The sequence below is a fragment of the Paenibacillus sp. NRS-1760 genome (genome assembly GCF_050467785.1).
Classification (GTDB): domain Bacteria; phylum Bacillota; class Bacilli; order Paenibacillales; family Paenibacillaceae; genus Pristimantibacillus.
In genome coordinates this window covers 302,849-319,828 of the sequence record NZ_JBITPK010000006.1, presented here as the reverse complement: position 1 = coordinate 319,828, position 16,980 = coordinate 302,849, and the positions used below count along the sequence as shown (strand labels likewise).

Genomic DNA, 16,980 nt, shown 5'->3' with positions numbered 1-16,980 from the left:
TGATTGATTGTTAACGGCAAACCGCAGTGATATTGGACGGGTTCGTCATGTCAATGAAGACCAATCATGGGTAAGTCAACTGAATAATGGAGTAACGCTTGCCATCGTAGCTGATGGCATGGGCGGCCATCAGGCTGGAGACGTTGCAAGCCAGAGAGCAGTTGACGCTTTCCGAAGCATGCTGGAGAAAAGCGCCGCAAAAGAGGACTTGTCTCTGCAAGAAGGAAAAATGCTCATAAGACAAGCGATTTCGCAGGCGAATGACGCTGTCTTTGAGCTTGCTTCCCAGAACGAGCAGTATCGGAATATGGGTACTACGATCGTGGCCGCTTTAGTGAAACAGGACAACGCTATTATTGGCCATGTGGGAGACAGTCGCGCTTACAAGATTACCGAGGGCGTCATTACACAATTAACGAATGATCATACACTTGTGAATGAGTTGGTCAAGTCTGGCCAGCTTAGCGCAGAGGAGGCTGCTCACCACCCAAGGCGCAACGTACTGACTCGCGCAGTTGGTACGGATTCTCAAGTTGAAATCGATGTTCAAGCGGTAGAATGGTCCGCACAGGACGTGCTGCTGCTGTGCAGCGATGGATTATCAAATATGGTGAGCGATCAGGAAATGCTGCAAACGGTCACGACGGATCAACTTGAGCTGGATGCAAAAGCTGATCATCTCATTTCGCTTGCGCTGCAAGCAGGCGGGGACGACAATATAACTGTCGTACTTCTCCAAGAAGCAGCTGGCACGAATCGAGAGGGGTGACAAGGATGATTGGACAGGATTTAGGCGGACGTTATGAAATATTGACTCGCATAGGCGGCGGCGGGATGGCGCTTGTGTATAAAGCGCATGACGTGCTGCTAAATAGAAAAGTCGCAGTGAAGGTGCTGCGGCAGCAATTTGTGCATGATGAAGAATTTATTCGCCGATTCCGTCGTGAAGCACAGTCAGCAGCTGCGCTATCTCATCCGAATGTCGTCAGCATTTATGATGTAGGACAAGAAGAAGATACGCATTATATCGTTATGGAATATATAGAAGGCCATAATTTGAATGAAATTATACAAGAACGAGCGCCGTTGCAGCCAGATGAAGCGGTGCGCATTGCTATGCAAATTGCAGATGCGCTTGATCACGCGCATCAAAATCACATTATTCATCGTGATATTAAGCCGCATAATATATTAATTGGCAAAAATGGTCGTGTAAAGGTTACGGATTTTGGTATCGCAAGGGCGGTTACTTCATCCACGATTACACAGACAGGCTCGGTTATCGGATCGGTTCACTATTTTTCCCCTGAGCATGCCAAAGGAATTAATACCGGAGAAAAGTCTGACTTATATTCGCTCGGCATCGTGCTCTATCAAATGCTGACAGCTAAGCTGCCGTTTCTTGGCGAGAGCCCAATCAGCGTAGCTTTGAAGCATTTGCAAGAAAATTTCGAGGAGCCGCGAATCGTTAATCCGCATATTCCGCAAAGCGTTGAGAATGTTATTCTCAAAGCGATGCGTAAAAATCCAAGTGAACGTTATAATTCAGCACATGAAATGCTGCTAGATTTGGATACCTGCCTTCGTCCCGATCGGTTGAAGGAACCCAAAATTACATTCGCACATGTTAATGATTTGGAAGAGACGCGAGTGATGCCTGCTATTCGTGGCGATATTCGGCCAACAGAAACAACACAAGAGATCGCGCGGCCTGTCAACTCGGCAAATGATGAGCAGCAAAAAGAAGTTGAATTGCAGCCAAAGTCCAAGAGCTGGAAAAAACCGCTTACTGTCGTAGGTGTTACACTGCTCATACTGGCGATTATTATATTTGGCTTCATCAAACTTCTTGGGGTGCTTGATGTTGCAGAAGTAGACGTGCCTACTGTCGTAGGCAAAACCGAAATTGAAGCGCGTCAAATGATTGAGGGCGCGGGGCTTAAGATAGAAGATCCAACCATTCGCGAGCATAACAAGGAAATACCGAAGGATCAGGTTATAAGTCAGTCAAAGATGAATATGCGAGTCAAAGAAGGCTCCCTAATTCAATTAACGGTGAGTGACGGACCTGAGCTGGAAGAAATTGATAATTATGTTGGGAAAGCGCTGCAGACCGCTATTGATGAGCTAATTGCACTTGGGATAACAGAGGATCAAATCGTAATTGAAGATCCTGTTTTCAGTGAAGAAGCTCCAGATACGATCATTCAGCAGTCGCCAAAACCGGGTGAAGCCTACAATCCTGAATCGGTTGAATTTAAATTCGTGGTCAGCAAAGGCCGCGAGACCGTTGAGATGCCTAACTTAATTAACAAGCCGCTTGATGTAGCCAAGGATTTAATCAAAGCATACGAGCTTACATTAGACAAAGCTGATATTTTGTATGCTTCGAGTTATTTGCATGAGAAGGATCATGTCATTAGCCAAAGTCCATTCCAACCTAATGAGAAAGTAACCAAAGGGGAAAAAATTACAATCACTGTCAGCTCAGGGCCGCCAGCCGATGCGAAAGAGCATAAGTTTAATATTATGATTTCACCGGCGGAAGCAGGCAAAGCAAGTGAAGTTCGAATTGAATACTCCGATGCACGCGGTGAAAATATCGTATCAGAGAAACGTAAAATTACAGGAATGGAAACCTTCGTAGTTACCGTTCTTGTCTCACCGGATACGGAAGCCAGAGTAACGGTATTCCGAGACAATCAGTTTATTGATATCAAAACAATTACGTACAAAGAAATAGTCAATGGCACGAATTCATCCAATTTGACTATTCCGGGTAATGAAGTGAAGGAAACAGAAGCGCCGACACAAACGGAGGTTACCCAAAACAATGATGAGCCAATCGAAGAAGAGCAGCAGCAAGAGCAGCAACAGCCATAATAGCAAAGAGGGTCATCTCAAAGGCACGATAGTAAAAGCACTCAGTGGTTATTACTACGTAAGGGCGGAGAATGCGGCGTCGGACTCAGCAACAGTCCAATGCCGCGCTAGAGGCGTCTTTAAGAATAAGGGCTTAACGCCGCTTGTAGGCGATGCAGTGATGTATAGCTTGACGGAGAACGGTGAAGGAACCGTCGAGGAGCTGCTGCCTCGTACATCAGAGCTTATTCGACCGCCAGTTGCGAATATCGATCTTGCGATTCTTGTGTTTTCGGTTACAGAGCCTGCTCTGAATTTGCAATTGCTGGATAAGTTCCTTGTGCATATCGAGCATGCAGGCATACCAGCAGTATTATGCTTAAGCAAGCAGGACTTAGAGAAAGACGGTTTGGAAACGGAGGAGGCGCAAGCTGCGGCTGCCTCCGTTAATCGTATATACAGAGCACTTGGATATGAAGTGTTCGGGACAAGCTCTCGTTTAGGAGAAGGCATTGCTCCATTTCAAGAAAAGTTGAAAGGACATATGGCCGTATTTGCCGGACAATCAGGCGTAGGCAAGTCATCACTGCTTAATGCGATCGTTCCTGGTCTTAAGCTGGAGACAAATGAAATCAGCAATCGTCTTGGACGAGGCAAGCATACAACGAGGCATGTGGAGCTTATTGAAATTGGAGGCGGCTTAGTCGCTGATACACCAGGTTTCAGCCAGCTGGACTTTCAGGAGCTGGGAATCGAAGATTTAGGTTATTGTTTTGTAGAAATGCGCGAGCTGTCTCCCGATTGTAAATTCCGTGGGTGCACGCATGTAAGTGAACCAGGCTGCGCCGTGCTTGCTGCGGTTGAGAGCGGGAAAATAGAAAAAAGCAGGCATGACCACTACTTGCTGTTTTTGACGGAGATGAGAGAGAAAAAACGGAGGTACTAACAACTATGACGATTATTGCCCCTTCCATATTATCGGCCAACTTTGCAAGGCTAGGAGAGGAAGTTCAAGCTGTCGAAGCGGCAGGAGCAGATTGGATTCACATCGACGTGATGGACGGTCATTTTGTCCCCAATCTAACTTTTGGACCGCCGGTCATTTCAGCTATCAGGCCTGTGACGAAGCTTCCTTTTGATGTGCATTTGATGATTGAACGTCCGGAACTTTCAATTGAGGACTATATTGCAGCAGGCGCGGACCGCATTACTATTCATGCTGAAGCTTGCGTGCATTTGCATAGAACCGTCCATTACATAAGAGAAAAAGGGCTGCCTGTGGGCGTAGCAATTAATCCGGCAACACCTGTATCTGTGCTGGAGCCTATTTTGCATGATCTTGATCTCGTGCTTATTATGACGGTTAACCCTGGATTTGGGGGTCAGAAGTTCATTCCTTATTCGCTTGTGAAGCTGCGCCAGCTTCGTGCGATGCTGGAGGAGCAGGGACTAGATGATGTTCATGTCCAGGTTGACGGTGGTGTTAATCAAACAACGGCAGCAGTCATTCGTGAAGCTGGCGCTAATGTGCTCGTGGCAGGAAGTGCCGTGTTCTCAGAGGTAGACCGAGCCGCGGCAATCGCGGTATTGCGCTAGGAGGTACTGCGATGAATGAACGGTTGAAAACAACACTCTGGCTGTTGATGTATACATTTCTTGCCGGACTGCTGCTAGCGCTATTCTCGATGATATCTGATTTTTATCGGTATCTCTTCTCGCTGCTCGCATTGTACGTGGGCATTCGCTTTTTCCGGAGATTTGAAAAGCTAGGAATGCGAATCGCTTTTTTCGCGCTATCGATCGTATTTTATTTACTAATTGCTGTCGTTGGAGCGGCTATTATATACATAAGAGATAATCCAATGCCAATAACGGGCGCATAATAGGCTTTCCCCTCAGACGCACTATGGAATAGGACAAACTGACGACGCATAGGATGTTTACATGAGCGTAGTAATGTTGTCACGGATAAATTCGATGAGCGTGTCTGAGGAGGGATGAGGCATGAAATTTTATACAATCAAACTGCCTAAATTTTTGGGCGGGTTCGTAAAGGCGATTTTGAATACCTTCCAAAAAAATTAGGTCTAGATGCTGCAGGACACCCTTCGGCCGTGATCGTAGAAAAGCAAAAAAAAAAGCACCTGAGCGCTCAGGTGCTTTTGTCTATGGCCATTGCCATCATTATACGCGTGTAACTTTACCAGCTTTAAGTGCGCGTGTGCTAACATAAACACGTTTCGGTTTACCATCAACCAAAATGCGAACCTTTTGCACGTTTACGCCCCAAGAACGACGAGTTTTGTTGTTTGCGTGGGAAACGTTGTTACCTTTACCAGGTGCTTTACCTGTAAGAAAACATTTGCGGGACATGACTACACCTCCTTTAAATCTTGCTTGAACAAAACGGATTCCATTAATATGGCTTCGTTATGCGTGAGGAAAATTTCATTCGTAAGCGAAATAACATTTAAACACACTTGAATATCGTATCACAAACATTGGTTCTGTTCAACCTAAATATAAGGACAAGGATGTTCTTTATCGCTTTTAAAGCGAGCAACCATGCAGAATAACTGGATTTATTGAACAGACTTCTATAAAGGAGCCGTTTATAGTACAATAATACTTAGTCCATAATACATACAGTAAGGGAGTGTATTTCCATGCCAATGCAGCTAAGCACAGAATTAGGTTCCATACATGTCTCAGACCATTGCATAGCCATTATTGCGGGCTCTGCGGCCATGGATTGTTATGGACTTGTCGGGATGGCTTCACGCAAACAGCTAAAGGACGGAATTGCCGAGTTGCTCGGACGAGACAATTTGACTCGCGGCGTTGAAGTTAGACGAGTAAATGAAGAATTGCATATTGATCTCTACATCATCGTAAGCTATGGAACAAAAATTTCCGAGGTAGCGCATAACATTCAATCCAAGGTAAAATATGTGCTGAACGACGTAATCGGTCTACAAGTGGAAGAAGTCCATATAATTGTGCAGGATGTCAGGGTACTTAAGTAACAGGGAGGGAAATTTCGTTGAGTAAGCGCTTTATAAACGGATCTGATTTTACCGCAATGGCACTGCTCGGCGCGGATTATTTACAGCGAAACGCAGAGCACGTTAATGCATTAAATGTATTCCCAGTGCCGGATGGCGACACGGGAACAAACATGAACTTAACGATGTCCTCAGGCGTTCGCGAGCTGCGCAGCAAGCCGTCAAGCAGCATTGGAAAAACGACAGAAGCCTTATCTAAGGGGCTGCTGATGGGGGCTCGGGGCAATTCCGGCGTTATCTTGTCACAGCTGTTCAGAGGTTTCTCCAGGTCGCTTGCCGGTCTTGAAGAAGCGGGAACGGTGCAAATAGCCGCTGCTTTGCAATACGGTGTTGACCTCGCTTATAAAGCTGTCGTAAAGCCTGTAGAAGGAACGATTCTTACCGTTGCCAAGGAAGCTGCGAAGCATGCCGTTCAGTACGCCCGTAGAACGAGTGACGTGGCTGAGTTGATGCACGAGGTGCATCAGAAGGCATATGAAGCTTTGCAGCGTACGCCTGATTTATTGCCTGTACTAAAGCAGGTTGGCGTAGTCGATTCTGGCGGACAAGGTCTCGTGTTTATTTATGAGGGCTTCGTACGCAGCCTAGCAGAAATCGATGGCCAGCTTGATGCTTATTCGATGCCGTCAGAAGCAGCTCCACCTGAAGAAGTGGCTGTTCCTATTATCGTGCCACCAATTCGCAAGCAAGAGCCGATCTCGGCACAAGCACGCTTAGCGACGGAAGCTATTGAATTTTTATACGATATGGAATTTTTTATCAATCGCAAGTTAAGCGGACAAGCGGGAGCGTTTTTTGATGAATCCGCTTACAAACGTGCTCTTGGGAAAGATGGAGACTCTATATTGGTCATAACAGAAGACGATATTATTAAAGTTCATGTACACTCTCGCAAACCGGGAGACGTACTGAACCTATCGCTTCCTTACGGAGAATTAACCGATATTCATATTCTTAATATGCGCGAGCAGCATCGTGATTTGCTTGAGCATGAGGCAGAGGATTCTGCCGTTGTTGACTATTCTGCAGCAGAACTGCTTGCAGGGCAGGCCGTACAGGGAGTTCCGCCTGGTCAAGTATTTGAATGGGCGCCGTTTGGAATTATTGCTGTTGCTCTAGGCGAGGGGATTACGAACATTTTCCTCGAGAATGAAGTGGATACGGTATTGTCTGGCGGTCAGACGATGAATCCGAGCACAGAAGATTTTGTGAAGGCGATCGAGGCTCTGTCAGCAGAGCATATCTATATATTACCGAATAACGGAAATATTATTTTGGCAGCTGAACAAGCTGCTGAGCTTAGCGAGCGGAATGTTACGATTATCCCAACTCGCACGATACCTCAAGGTTTAGCAGCAGTACTTGCTTTTAAGGATGACGAGACGGCTGAACGCAATAGCGCATGGATGAAAAACGCTGCTGAGCAGGTTATGTCGGGACAAGTAACAAAGGCTGTGCGAGATACGACCATTGAAGGTGTGGATATTCGCGAGGGCGATTACATCGGCATTAAAGAAAAAACGATAGTTGTATCCAAAGCAAACTTGCTCGAAGCCTGCCAATCCCTCATTGCGAACATGCTCGATACAGGCGGAGATTTGCTGACGATTTTGTCAGGTGAGGATGCGGAAGCGACCGAAACGGCGTCGTTATGCGAATGGATCGGGGAGCAGTATCCTGATCTGGAGCTTGAATTGCAAAAAGGTGGACAACCGCTGTATCCGTATGTTTTTGCTTTGGAGTAAATGTAATCGTTCTAACAATGGGAGGAAATGGCCATGGGAAAGGTCCGAATAGTAACGGATAGCACATCTGATATTCCGGAAGAGGTCAAGAAGCGCTTGGGGATATCGGTAGTTCCCCTTAAGGTGCTGTTTGGCGAGGAGACGTTTCTAGATGCGGTGACGATTACGTCCGAACAATTCTACGAGAAGCTTGCGCAGTCATCTGTTCTTCCTACAACATCTCAGCCATCACCAAACGAGTTCTCAGAAGTATATGAGCGCTTGATTGCGGAGGACGCTGATTCACCTATTATTTCTATTCATTTGTCGGCCGCGCTCAGCGGTACGTATCAATCGGCTGTCATTGCTCATTCCATGCTCGAGCAAGAAGCGGATATTACGATAATCGATTCTAAATCTGCTTCATACGGGTTCGGACTACGTGTTGTGAGAGCTGCCGAAATGGCACAAGCAGGCGAATCGAAAGAACGGATTATCGAAGAGATTGAGCGGCTTGAGCGCAGTACTAATTTATACTTTCTAGTCGATACGTTGGAATATTTGCAAAAGGGCGGACGAATTGGCAAAGCATCCGCGTTGATCGGTTCAATACTCAACATAAAGCCTATCTTATCTTTGGACAAAGATGGGGTTGTGCTAGCTGTAGATAAAGTGCGCGGCTCTAAGAAGGCGATGGCTCGTATCATTGAATTATTGAAACAAACGTATGGCGATGAGCCGGTCGGTATGACAATGGCTTACTCTTTCAGTAAAGACACAGCTGAGGATTTGTGTGAGCTATTGAAAGCCCAGTTCAATGTACAAGAAATGAACTGGACGACGGTAGGTGCTGTTATCGGCACGCATACGGGACCTGGCACATCGGCCGTGTTTATGTACAGGATGTGATCGTAAAATGACACTTGATCAAATTTCTGTTCGGCAAATCAAAGGCGTGAGTGCTCCCAAGGAATTGGAGCTTCACGCCTTTGGCGTGAGAACAGTGGCGGATATACTTGATTATTTTCCATTTCGCTATGAGGATTATCGCATTCGGGAGCTGACCGATGTAAAGGAAGGCGAGAAGGTGACCGTTCTAGGACATGTCCGAGGCATTCCTATGCTGCAGCGATATGGAAAAAGTAAATCAAGATTAACATGCAAGGTTGAGGTTGGACAGTGGCTCGTGACGGCAGTCTGGTTTAATCGGCATTTTCTGCAGGACCAGCTTGTCATTGGCCGTGAGATTATGCTTACGGGCAAGTGGGAACAGCAGCGCCTGCAAATGACGATATCGGACTCGGAGTTTCCTGGCAGCGGCGGACCGGCTAAATCGGGAACACTGCAGCCGGTTTATTCGGTAGGCGGAAGCATCACACAGCCTTGGATGCGTAAGACCGTGCGTCAAGCGTTGACGCAATATGGGTCGATGATTGAAGAGATTTTGCCGTTTGAGCTTGTGGAGCAGCATCATTTGATGCCCAGACGCGACGCGGTGCATCGCATTCATTTGCCGGATGATACGAAGGAAGGGCTGCAGGCGCGCAAACGATTGGTATACGAGGAGTTGTTTCTGTTTCAGTTGAAGCTCCAAGCGTATCGGGCTCTTAATCGCAAACGGAATGATGGCATCGCACATCGGATTGAGAGTGAGACGATTCGTCAATTTGCCGCAACCCTTCCGTTTGAGCTGACAGATGCCCAGAAGAAGGTCGTTAATGAAATTTGTGTCGATATGAGAAGGCCGTCCTGCATGAATCGGCTGCTTCAAGGCGACGTTGGCTCCGGCAAAACGGTTGTGGCAGCTATTGCACTGTATGTTGCGGTGAAATCAGGTCATCAAGGGGCTTTGATGGTGCCAACAGAAATACTGGCTGATCAGCACATGCGCTCGCTTACAAAAATGTTCGCAGAGCTCGGAATTGAGGTTGCTCTTCTGACGGGAAGTGTAACAGAGCGCAAACGCAGGGATGTGCTTGCGGGGCTTCAAATGGGCATGATTGATATCGTCGTTGGAACGCATGCTCTAATTCAGGACGATGTTTTTTTTCGGAGCCTTGGGCTCGTCGTTGTGGATGAACAGCATCGTTTCGGCGTCAATCAGCGGAGCGTGCTGCGGCGCAAAGGGATGAACCCTGATGTGCTTACGATGACAGCAACGCCGATTCCGAGAACGATGGCGATTACCGCATTCGGCGATATGGACGTGTCGACGATTCGCGAGCGGCCGCATGGGCGCAAGCCGATTAAGACGTATTGGGTTAAGCACAGCATGATGGAGCGTGTGCTCGCTTTTATAAGGAAAGAAGTAAACAAGGGGCGTCAAGCTTACATCATCTGCCCGCTGATCGAGGAGTCGGAGAAGCTCGATGTGCAAAATGCGATTGATCTGTATGTGCAAACGCAGCAGTCGTTTCCAGATTTGCGGGTAGGCCTGCTGCATGGACGCCTTTCAGCTGCGGAGAAGGAAAGCGTGATGGGTGCTTTTGGCGCAAATGAAACGCATGTGCTTGTGGCGACGACGGTCGTTGAGGTAGGCGTCGACGTTCCTAATGCGACACTTATGATCATTATGGATTCGGAGCGATTCGGATTATCCCAGCTGCATCAGCTGCGAGGACGTGTAGGGCGGGGAGAGCATCAATCGCATTGTATATTAGTAGCCGATCCGAAATCAGAAACGGGACGCGAGCGAATGAAGGTCATGACGGACACGGATGACGGATTTGAAGTGTCTAAGCGGGATCTTGAGATTCGTGGTCCGGGCGATTTTTTTGGCACGAAGCAAAGCGGCTTGCCTGAGTTTCGTTTGGCTGACATGGTCGCTGACTATGAGCTGCTGGAGCTTGCTAGGGATGATGCTGCTGAATTAACAGGACGAGATGATTTTTGGACAAATGAGTCGTTCGTTAGATTGCGCAGCTTGCTGGAGCAGGATCAATTTTTTCAAGGGGAACAGCTGGACTAGGCAATATTCACCTCCTTTCGGCATATAGTTTAACGATGTGACTGGATTGCCTGATGGAGGTGTCAACGAAGTGAGTTACCAAAACTATGGGATTAAGCCTCAGCTGGTCGAGCGTGTTAAATACAAAATGAAAAACCCTGCTGTGAAGGAACGGATTAGGGACCTGCTAGGAAATGTGACCAAATACGATTTGCAAGACCGGCCAAAGGTTAGACGGCTTGTGAAAGCGGCGTCCGTTATTTTGCAGGAGCAGCTTACGGATACACAGGAAGACCAGATTGTTGCTTTCATTATGGCGCAAAAGATTGACCCGAACAACACGTTTCACTTGCTGAAACTGTGGGGGATGTTTCGCTGACCGCTTTGGTCAGCGATTTTTTTTTATTTGGCAACGGGAACATCGTTCCGCTAGGTTTGCTGCTACCATAGCTCGAGCTGCTCGTCCACTTCAATGCGCTCGATTAAAGAAGAGTCGTCGTTTCGGACGCTTCCGACTGCAAGGGAGACAGGGTAAGCTTCAAGCTCATGCGATGAGTATGGCTTAAGGAGTGGAGTGATCATCTTAACGTCCGTTACCGCGCGGTTCAGCCACAGCTGCTCAGCCTCGGGTCGCAAAATGACCGGCATGCGATCATGAACCTCGGAAATGAGCTCGTTTGGCGTAGTTGTTAGAATCGTACAGCTATTTATTTTGGTCCCTTCAGGAGAAATCCAGGTCTCGTACAGACCGGCCATGCTGAATAAGGAGCGGTTCTTAAGCACGAAGCGCATTGGCTGCTTGCCTTGTGCTGTCGTTTTCCATTCATAGAAACCATCGGCAGGGATGAGGCAGCGCTTGCGCTGCAGCGGGGCTTGAAAGGCAGGTTTGCTCGCTGCTGTCTCTGATCGAGCATTCAGCATCTGGAAACCAATTTTCGGATCATCCGCCCATGGCGGCACAAGTCCCCACTTCAGCTCGCCTAGTCGATTATTTTGGCCATCATTTATAATGGTCAGCACCTGCTGGCTCGGAGCTATATTATATTTCGGACGGTGAAAAGGTACCATCGTTTCTTCAATCATATACCTAACCATCAGCTCTTCCAACGTAACTGTGAGTGTATACCTTCCGCACATGGCTGTCATCTCCTTTCTAATGCTTTTATTATACATCGTGTGCGCTCGAATCGCATATGTTGCATACACAGTATGACGAACTGCTCCGTGGCTGATACTGGATACTAGAGGGTTTAAACTAGGCAACAAGCTTGTATAGTCAACGACGCGATAGGAGGAGCACTGACAATGGACAAAAAGCATGAGGGACGGTCTTATCGCCGTACATTCGGTTACTGGCTAGGGCAGCTGCTCGCGCTCCCCAGCGCTGCGTTTGACTATGCAGTAGGCAAGTGGGGGGCAATGAGTGCATCGGATGCGATGATTGCGGAAGCAATACCACTGCAGCTTTCAGCTTCTTCCGTTGCAAAACTGAAGTATGCATGGTCGAAGCATTTTGAATCTGCGGATGCTTCAGCGGTGACAAGCTGGAATGAAGAGGAGCTTGCGCTAATTGAACGAATTCGCGCTGAGACTGCTGCTGCCAATCGGAATAACGTGACGAGAACGGAAGCTTATCGTATTTTGTATTTCCGCACTCCGGAGCTGCACTGGGCGCTGCTTGCGCATATGGTGTCCCGTAATGGCGGCTGGAATATGACTGACTTGCAAGGCGAGTGGCTTCCATGGCTGCTGAACTCGGAACAGCGGTTAGCTGTGTTTCGTTTTTTGGAGCAGGCGAATGCATTGATATTTCAAGATGCTTATCCGCAGCTGCTCTTGTATGAACGGAGCAGGCGCGAGGGGAGGAGCTTGTTCCATCTGCTGCCTGCTTTTGGCGTATCCTCGTTTATGGCGCCGGTCTGGAAGCAGTACTGGCGAGATCGTGACGCGGTGCCGCTCACGATCGCATTAATCGTTAATGAGCAGCATTATATCGAACAGCGTGTTGTACAGCATCCCTTTTTTCGAGAGAAGGTGCTGCATACGTTATTTTTTGGTCTGCAATCGCTGCTTCAGCTGAACGGGGTTATTTTCCCCTATGGCAATGACCAGGGAAAAGGGGAAGGAGCGTTTGCGCTGCGGCTCTCTGGTCTTATTTTGGAGCGGTTTGAAAATATAGAAGAGAGAATTGAATTCGGCAAACGTTTATATGCGATGTTATTCGGTGTACCGCGCGTCTATGAAGGAGCTAGATCCTTCGCTGCTGCGGTTAAGCATACAGGCTCGCGTGCCGACTACGCGCCGCATATGTTTACGCGTGTACGTCAGCAGCCTCCACAGCCAATTTATAAGGAGCGTCTGCTGGGTGCACGGTTAAAGCCTGGTGCTGAGCCGCTTTACAGCCCAGAGCTTAGTGCAGCGTGGAACGATCAACCCCTTGAAATGCCGGAGCCTGGGGATTGGTTTACGTCCGTTGCCGATATTTCGCCTTATTTTCAAAAGCTGCCAATGCCGCATTCTTTTGAAATTACGAATGAATATGGGCTCATGCTTAACAAGATCGAATTGGCTGTTCTTGCGGTGCAGCGTGGCAATAAGTGAAGCCCCTGAACTTCGACACTTGTTGGCGGAGCTGGACGAGATCGAGGGAAGAGGCCAGAAGCGATACGAAATAATATCAAAGGAAAACAGGAACTGCTTCGTTGGCTCTCCTGCCAGTTGAGCAGTTCCTGTTCATGGATGATTCTACTTTAGGCTGCTTTGAGCGAAGCTATTGGAACAGGGCACTCCTTATTCCCAAGCTGCAGCGCCTTCAATATCGTAAATAGAGAACCATTCGCCATCGACCATGAAGCGGCCTTTCAGCTGATCTACGCGGTCGACGATTCCGCTGACGGTCAGTTCCTCTTGCGGATGAAATAACCGGAGCGTAATGGGCTGCCGCTGCTGCAGCGATTCTGTCACGGAGCGGGCTACATGTTCCCATTCCTGCTCATCTAGCTCCACCCGTTCACGCAGCCGCAATGTCTTCTCTTGCTCATTGATTGCGACTTTGTGCTCGGGCAGCATCATCCGGCTCGACTCCCAAAGTCCGTTGCCTTCAAGTTTTTTTCTCATTTGTAATGTCCTCCGATCTTCTCAGAGCGGTGCTGCGCTTGCCCCGCGTCCGTAATGGACACCGCTCTCAAAATAGTGGCATCCCCATATTTCCTCTTCAAGGCGTCCGTCGCCCGCTCAAGCGCCATCGTCTTCTCACGGTTCGGATCAAACAGGGAAAGCTGATATTCGTCATCCTGCGAAAATTGCGATAGGCTGACGCCAACCTTCCTTACGGGATAACCGTCCCAATGCCGCAGCATCAGCTCTACCGCGGCCCGATAAACCTGATTCGTGACGTTTGTCGGATCGTCCATCTTCATCTGACGGCTAAAGCCTGTAGGCCGATCATAATCGGCACCCATTAATCCGACGGAAACGACATGCCCCATATATCCTTTGCCTCGGCAGCGCTGGCAAACGAGCTCGGTCAGCTCAAGCAGTACAACTTTGATCTCCTCCAGCTTCCCATAGTCACGCGGGAGCGTCATCATATGCCCGATGGCCTTGGGCGCAACCTGATGTGTGCCCGGCGTTACGGGACTTTTGTCAATTCCGTTTGCGATGTTCCAATACAGCTCCGCGTTGATATCGGAGTTTTTGCCGAATTTACGGCGCATCATCAGCTTCAGCTTCTCAAGCGGCGTTGCCGCTAATTGGCCGATCGTCTCCAGTCCCATCGATTGGAAGTGCCTCGTCATCCGGCTGCCGACCATGAACATCTTGGAGACGGGCAAGGTCCAAAGCGTATCCTCAAGATTGTCTCTTGAGAGGGTGTAAATGCCTGCATCGTTTTTTTTCGCATAGTTGTCACAGGCCGTCTTAGCCAAAATTTTATTCTCCGCAATACCGAAACGGGTGTACACTCCAAGCTCTTCTTGGATGCGGGTTTGGATATGATGAGCCAGGTCATCCGGTGAGCCGTACAAATGCAGCGAGCCCGTCACATCAAGAAATTGCTCATCGATCGAATAAGGCTCGACGAGGTCTGTATAGGATTGATAAATGCTCGTAATCATCATAGAAACATCGATATACAGCTGCATGCGCGGTTTGATGATAATTAAATCCGGGCATTTCGCCAGCGAGTCTCCCAGCCGCTCAGCAGTCGTTACTCCAAATGACTTGGCGATCGGGCAAGCAGCCAGAATGATGCCGGAGCGTCGTTCGGGGTCGCCCGCAACAGCAACCGGCAGATGGCGATACTCGGGATGCTCCGCCTTCTCCACCGATGCATAAAACGATTGGCAATCCGCAAGCATAATGACTTTGTTAAGAGACATTTCGGCTCACCAGCTCTGCTGCTAATACATTTGCCGCAAGAAAGACGCGCTGTGCGCCGGAGTCTATACAAAAGGCTCTGACATAACCGTCTCTCACAGATAGGACACGAATCCTTCGTTTCGTAAACTTGCCTTTTTTGCTCATATAAATCACATCTACGACACAACCGACTAGGCTGAACCATTTTTCCATTGTCATGATGCATCTCCTCCATAACAAGAACGTTTGTTCTTATTATATACAGAACGCACGTTCTTATACTAGAGGTTATTTGTGGTTATTATTGACAAGGTTTGGTTGAGAACAGCTTCGCAGTCCGATTAGACGTACGAATAGCTATACGCAGGGCAGCATGAAAACCAATCACAAATAGGACAGTACATATTTACATCCATAATGCGCCAAAATAGAAGCAACATGGAAACGAAGGGTGCCGTTATGAACAAACAAAACACAGGTAGGCTAACAACGTTTAGTCCGTCGCTGCATGCGAATGTCAAAACCATTCGCGATTGCTTCGGCAACAGCACGGATATCGTAATCCGAATGTTTCGCAGCGATGCGGCTCCAGAACGTGAGATTGCCATTATTTATGTGGATGGAATCGTGAACTCACAAATCATTAATGAGAGTGTCATGGAGCCGTTAATGTCGATGAGGCTTCCGCAGCATGCTCATGTGAAAGGAAGCAAGCTGCTGGAAGCGCTTCGCAGCTGCGTCGTTTCAATCGGCTCGGTGCAGAGTGTGAACACATTGGAGCATGCACTCCAATATATGACGGACGGATTATGTGTCATTATGGCGGATGGCAGCGCGGAAGCGCTGACGGCGGATGTGAATGGCGGCGAACAGCGCAGTGTTACGATTCCTCAGACTCAGACCGTGATTCGTGGTCCGCAGCATGCTTTTGTAGAAAGTATTCAAACGAACATCAGCTTGGTCAGGCGCATAATTCGTTCCTCTGACCTTCATGTTCAAGTGCACAAGATCGGTCAGCAAACGCATACGAACGTGGCTGTCCTGTATTTGCACGGAGTAGCAGATGAAGGGATCATTAAGGAGGTTTACCGCAGACTAGCGGCAATCGAAATAGATGGTGTGCTTGAGAGTGGATACGTGGAAGAATTTATTCAAGATGAGACGTTCACACTGTTTCCAACACTTTCAAATACAGAGAGGCCGGATGCGGTTGCAGCAGCGCTGCTTGAGGGAAGAGTAGCGGTTATGGTCGACGGCTCCCCAATTGCTTTAATGGCTCCGACTACTTTTTTTACATTTTTCCAATCGCCAGAGGATTATTATCAACGATATGATATTGCATCATTCGTACGTATCATTCGTTACGGTGCCTACGTCATATCGATTCTTCTGCCTGCCTTGTATATCGCAGTTACGACCTTTCACCAGGAGATGCTTCCGACAACGCTGCTTATTAGTCTAGCGGCGCAGCGAGAAGGCATTCCGTTTCCAGGTCTGGTTGAAGCCTTGATAATGGAGATTACATTCGAGGTGCTGCGAGAAGCCGGATTGCGAATGCCGCGGGCGATTGGGCCTGCCATATCCATCGTCGGCGCTCTCGTACTCGGCCAGTCGGCTGTTCAGGCGGGCATCGTATCGGCAGGTATGGTCATCATCGTATCCTTCACGGCCATTTCAAATTTTGTTATGCCGGAATTCAATATGGCGGCTACCTCTCGCATTATCCGGTTTCTCTTTATGATTATGGCGGGTATTTTTGGGTTTTTCGGCATTTTTATTTCCGTGATGTTAATGCTGATCCATTTGGTATCACTGCGCTCCTTCGGAGTGCCATATATGTCTCCGCTGGCACCCGGTCCCACAAAACAAGGGCCTTGGCGAGATGTTTTTATAAGGCTGCCATGGTGGGCGATTGTGCTTCGGCCTCTAGATTTGAATCTGCGCAATCCAAAGCGGCGGCCGAACGGAAAAAAACCGCCGACACAGCGTCATTCCGATAAGGCGTAATGAAAGGGGGGATCTG

Annotated in this window: 18 protein-coding genes; 13 read left to right on the top strand and 5 right to left on the bottom strand. The window is 48.2% G+C overall.

The genetic code is table 11. The features are described 5' to 3' along the window. Positions 1–7 precede the first annotated feature (7 nt). From ACIFSR_RS03965 to spoVM, 6 genes are all read left to right on the top strand, one after another. Positions 8–769, top strand: a complete 762-nt coding sequence (locus ACIFSR_RS03965; protein ID WP_076268271.1) for a Stp1/IreP family PP2C-type Ser/Thr phosphatase — start codon at positions 8–10, stop codon at positions 767–769. A 5-nt stretch (positions 770–774) separates the two neighbouring features. After that, complete coding sequence (gene pknB, locus ACIFSR_RS03960) at positions 775–2,883, top strand: Stk1 family PASTA domain-containing Ser/Thr kinase (RefSeq protein ID WP_430055070.1); 2,109 nt, start codon at positions 775–777, stop codon at positions 2,881–2,883. After that, positions 2,834–3,808 (top strand): ribosome small subunit-dependent GTPase A, encoded by a 975-nt coding sequence (gene rsgA, locus ACIFSR_RS03955; RefSeq protein ID WP_339208838.1) that lies wholly within the window; start codon positions 2,834–2,836, stop codon positions 3,806–3,808. Before pknB ends, rsgA begins: the two co-directional genes overlap by 50 nt. Positions 3,809–3,813: 5 nt before the next feature. Next, positions 3,814–4,458 (top strand): ribulose-phosphate 3-epimerase, encoded by a 645-nt coding sequence (rpe, locus tag ACIFSR_RS03950; protein ID WP_430055067.1) that lies wholly within the window; start codon positions 3,814–3,816, stop codon positions 4,456–4,458. 11 nt (positions 4,459–4,469) lie between these two features. Continuing rightward, complete coding sequence (locus ACIFSR_RS03945; protein ID WP_076268274.1) at positions 4,470–4,745, top strand: hypothetical protein; 276 nt, start codon at positions 4,470–4,472, stop codon at positions 4,743–4,745. Between the two features lie 121 nt (positions 4,746–4,866). Continuing rightward, a complete protein-coding gene (spoVM, locus tag ACIFSR_RS03940; RefSeq protein ID WP_010345573.1) occupies positions 4,867–4,947 on the top strand; it encodes a stage V sporulation protein SpoVM in 81 nt (26 codons plus the stop codon). 99 nt (positions 4,948–5,046) lie between these two features. Here spoVM and rpmB read toward each other — a convergent pair whose 3' ends face one another. Beyond that, a complete protein-coding gene (gene rpmB, locus ACIFSR_RS03935; protein WP_053375639.1) occupies positions 5,047–5,235 on the bottom strand; it encodes a 50S ribosomal protein L28 in 189 nt (62 codons plus the stop codon). 293 nt (positions 5,236–5,528) lie between these two features. On the opposite strand from rpmB, the gene ACIFSR_RS03930 reads away from it, so the two are divergent. The 5 genes from ACIFSR_RS03930 to ACIFSR_RS03910 all read left to right on the top strand — a co-directional run bounded on the left by ACIFSR_RS03930 (position 5,529) and on the right by ACIFSR_RS03910 (position 10,977). Continuing rightward, positions 5,529–5,888, top strand: coding sequence for an Asp23/Gls24 family envelope stress response protein (locus tag ACIFSR_RS03930; RefSeq protein ID WP_076268275.1), 360 nt, complete (start codon positions 5,529–5,531; stop codon positions 5,886–5,888). A 56-nt stretch (positions 5,889–5,944) separates the two neighbouring features. Next, on the top strand, positions 5,945–7,672 hold the full coding sequence (locus ACIFSR_RS03925) for a DAK2 domain-containing protein (RefSeq protein WP_339209594.1): 1,728 nt from the start codon (positions 5,945–5,947) through the stop codon (positions 7,670–7,672). Positions 7,673–7,705: 33 nt separating this feature from the next. Continuing rightward, positions 7,706–8,560 carry a DegV family protein gene (locus tag ACIFSR_RS03920; protein ID WP_430055063.1) on the top strand — a complete coding sequence of 285 codons (855 nt, stop codon included), beginning with the start codon at positions 7,706–7,708 and terminating at the stop codon, positions 8,558–8,560. A gap of 7 nt (positions 8,561–8,567) precedes the next feature. Beyond that, positions 8,568–10,619: an ATP-dependent DNA helicase RecG gene (recG, locus tag ACIFSR_RS03915; protein ID WP_076268278.1), complete on the top strand. Its 2,052-nt coding sequence runs from the start codon at positions 8,568–8,570 to the stop codon at positions 10,617–10,619. Positions 10,620–10,689: 70 nt separating this feature from the next. Further along, positions 10,690–10,977 carry a stage VI sporulation protein F gene (locus ACIFSR_RS03910; RefSeq protein WP_076268279.1) on the top strand — a complete coding sequence of 96 codons (288 nt, stop codon included), beginning with the start codon at positions 10,690–10,692 and terminating at the stop codon, positions 10,975–10,977. A 62-nt stretch (positions 10,978–11,039) separates the two neighbouring features. Here the strand turns inward: ACIFSR_RS03910 and ACIFSR_RS03905 are convergent, their stop codons facing one another. After that, entirely contained in the window at positions 11,040–11,735 is a 696-nt protein-coding gene (locus ACIFSR_RS03905; protein ID WP_430055059.1) for an SOS response-associated peptidase, read from the bottom strand. Between the two features lie 168 nt (positions 11,736–11,903). Between ACIFSR_RS03905 and ACIFSR_RS03900 the strand changes: the two genes are divergently transcribed. Further along, positions 11,904–13,199: a DUF2515 domain-containing protein gene (locus tag ACIFSR_RS03900; protein ID WP_339208843.1), complete on the top strand. Its 1,296-nt coding sequence runs from the start codon at positions 11,904–11,906 to the stop codon at positions 13,197–13,199. Between the two features lie 189 nt (positions 13,200–13,388). On the opposite strand, the gene ACIFSR_RS03895 is transcribed toward ACIFSR_RS03900, so the two are convergent. The 3 genes from ACIFSR_RS03895 to ACIFSR_RS03885 are packed head-to-tail and all read right to left on the bottom strand — an operon-like array spanning position 13,389 to position 15,176. Further along, complete coding sequence (locus tag ACIFSR_RS03895) at positions 13,389–13,715, bottom strand: YolD-like family protein (protein ID WP_339208844.1); 327 nt, start codon at positions 13,713–13,715, stop codon at positions 13,389–13,391. Beyond that, positions 13,712–14,977, bottom strand: a complete 1,266-nt coding sequence (locus ACIFSR_RS03890; protein ID WP_339208845.1) for a DNA polymerase IV — start codon at positions 14,975–14,977, stop codon at positions 13,712–13,714. Before ACIFSR_RS03890 ends, ACIFSR_RS03895 begins: the two co-directional genes overlap by 4 nt. Further along, a complete protein-coding gene (locus ACIFSR_RS03885; protein WP_076268302.1) occupies positions 14,967–15,176 on the bottom strand; it encodes a hypothetical protein in 210 nt (69 codons plus the stop codon). Before ACIFSR_RS03885 ends, ACIFSR_RS03890 begins: the two co-directional genes overlap by 11 nt. A 240-nt stretch (positions 15,177–15,416) precedes the next feature. On the opposite strand from ACIFSR_RS03885, the gene ACIFSR_RS03880 reads away from it, so the two are divergent. Further along, complete coding sequence (locus tag ACIFSR_RS03880) at positions 15,417–16,964, top strand: spore germination protein (RefSeq protein ID WP_339208848.1); 1,548 nt, start codon at positions 15,417–15,419, stop codon at positions 16,962–16,964. The last annotated feature ends 16 nt before the right edge of the window (positions 16,965–16,980 follow it).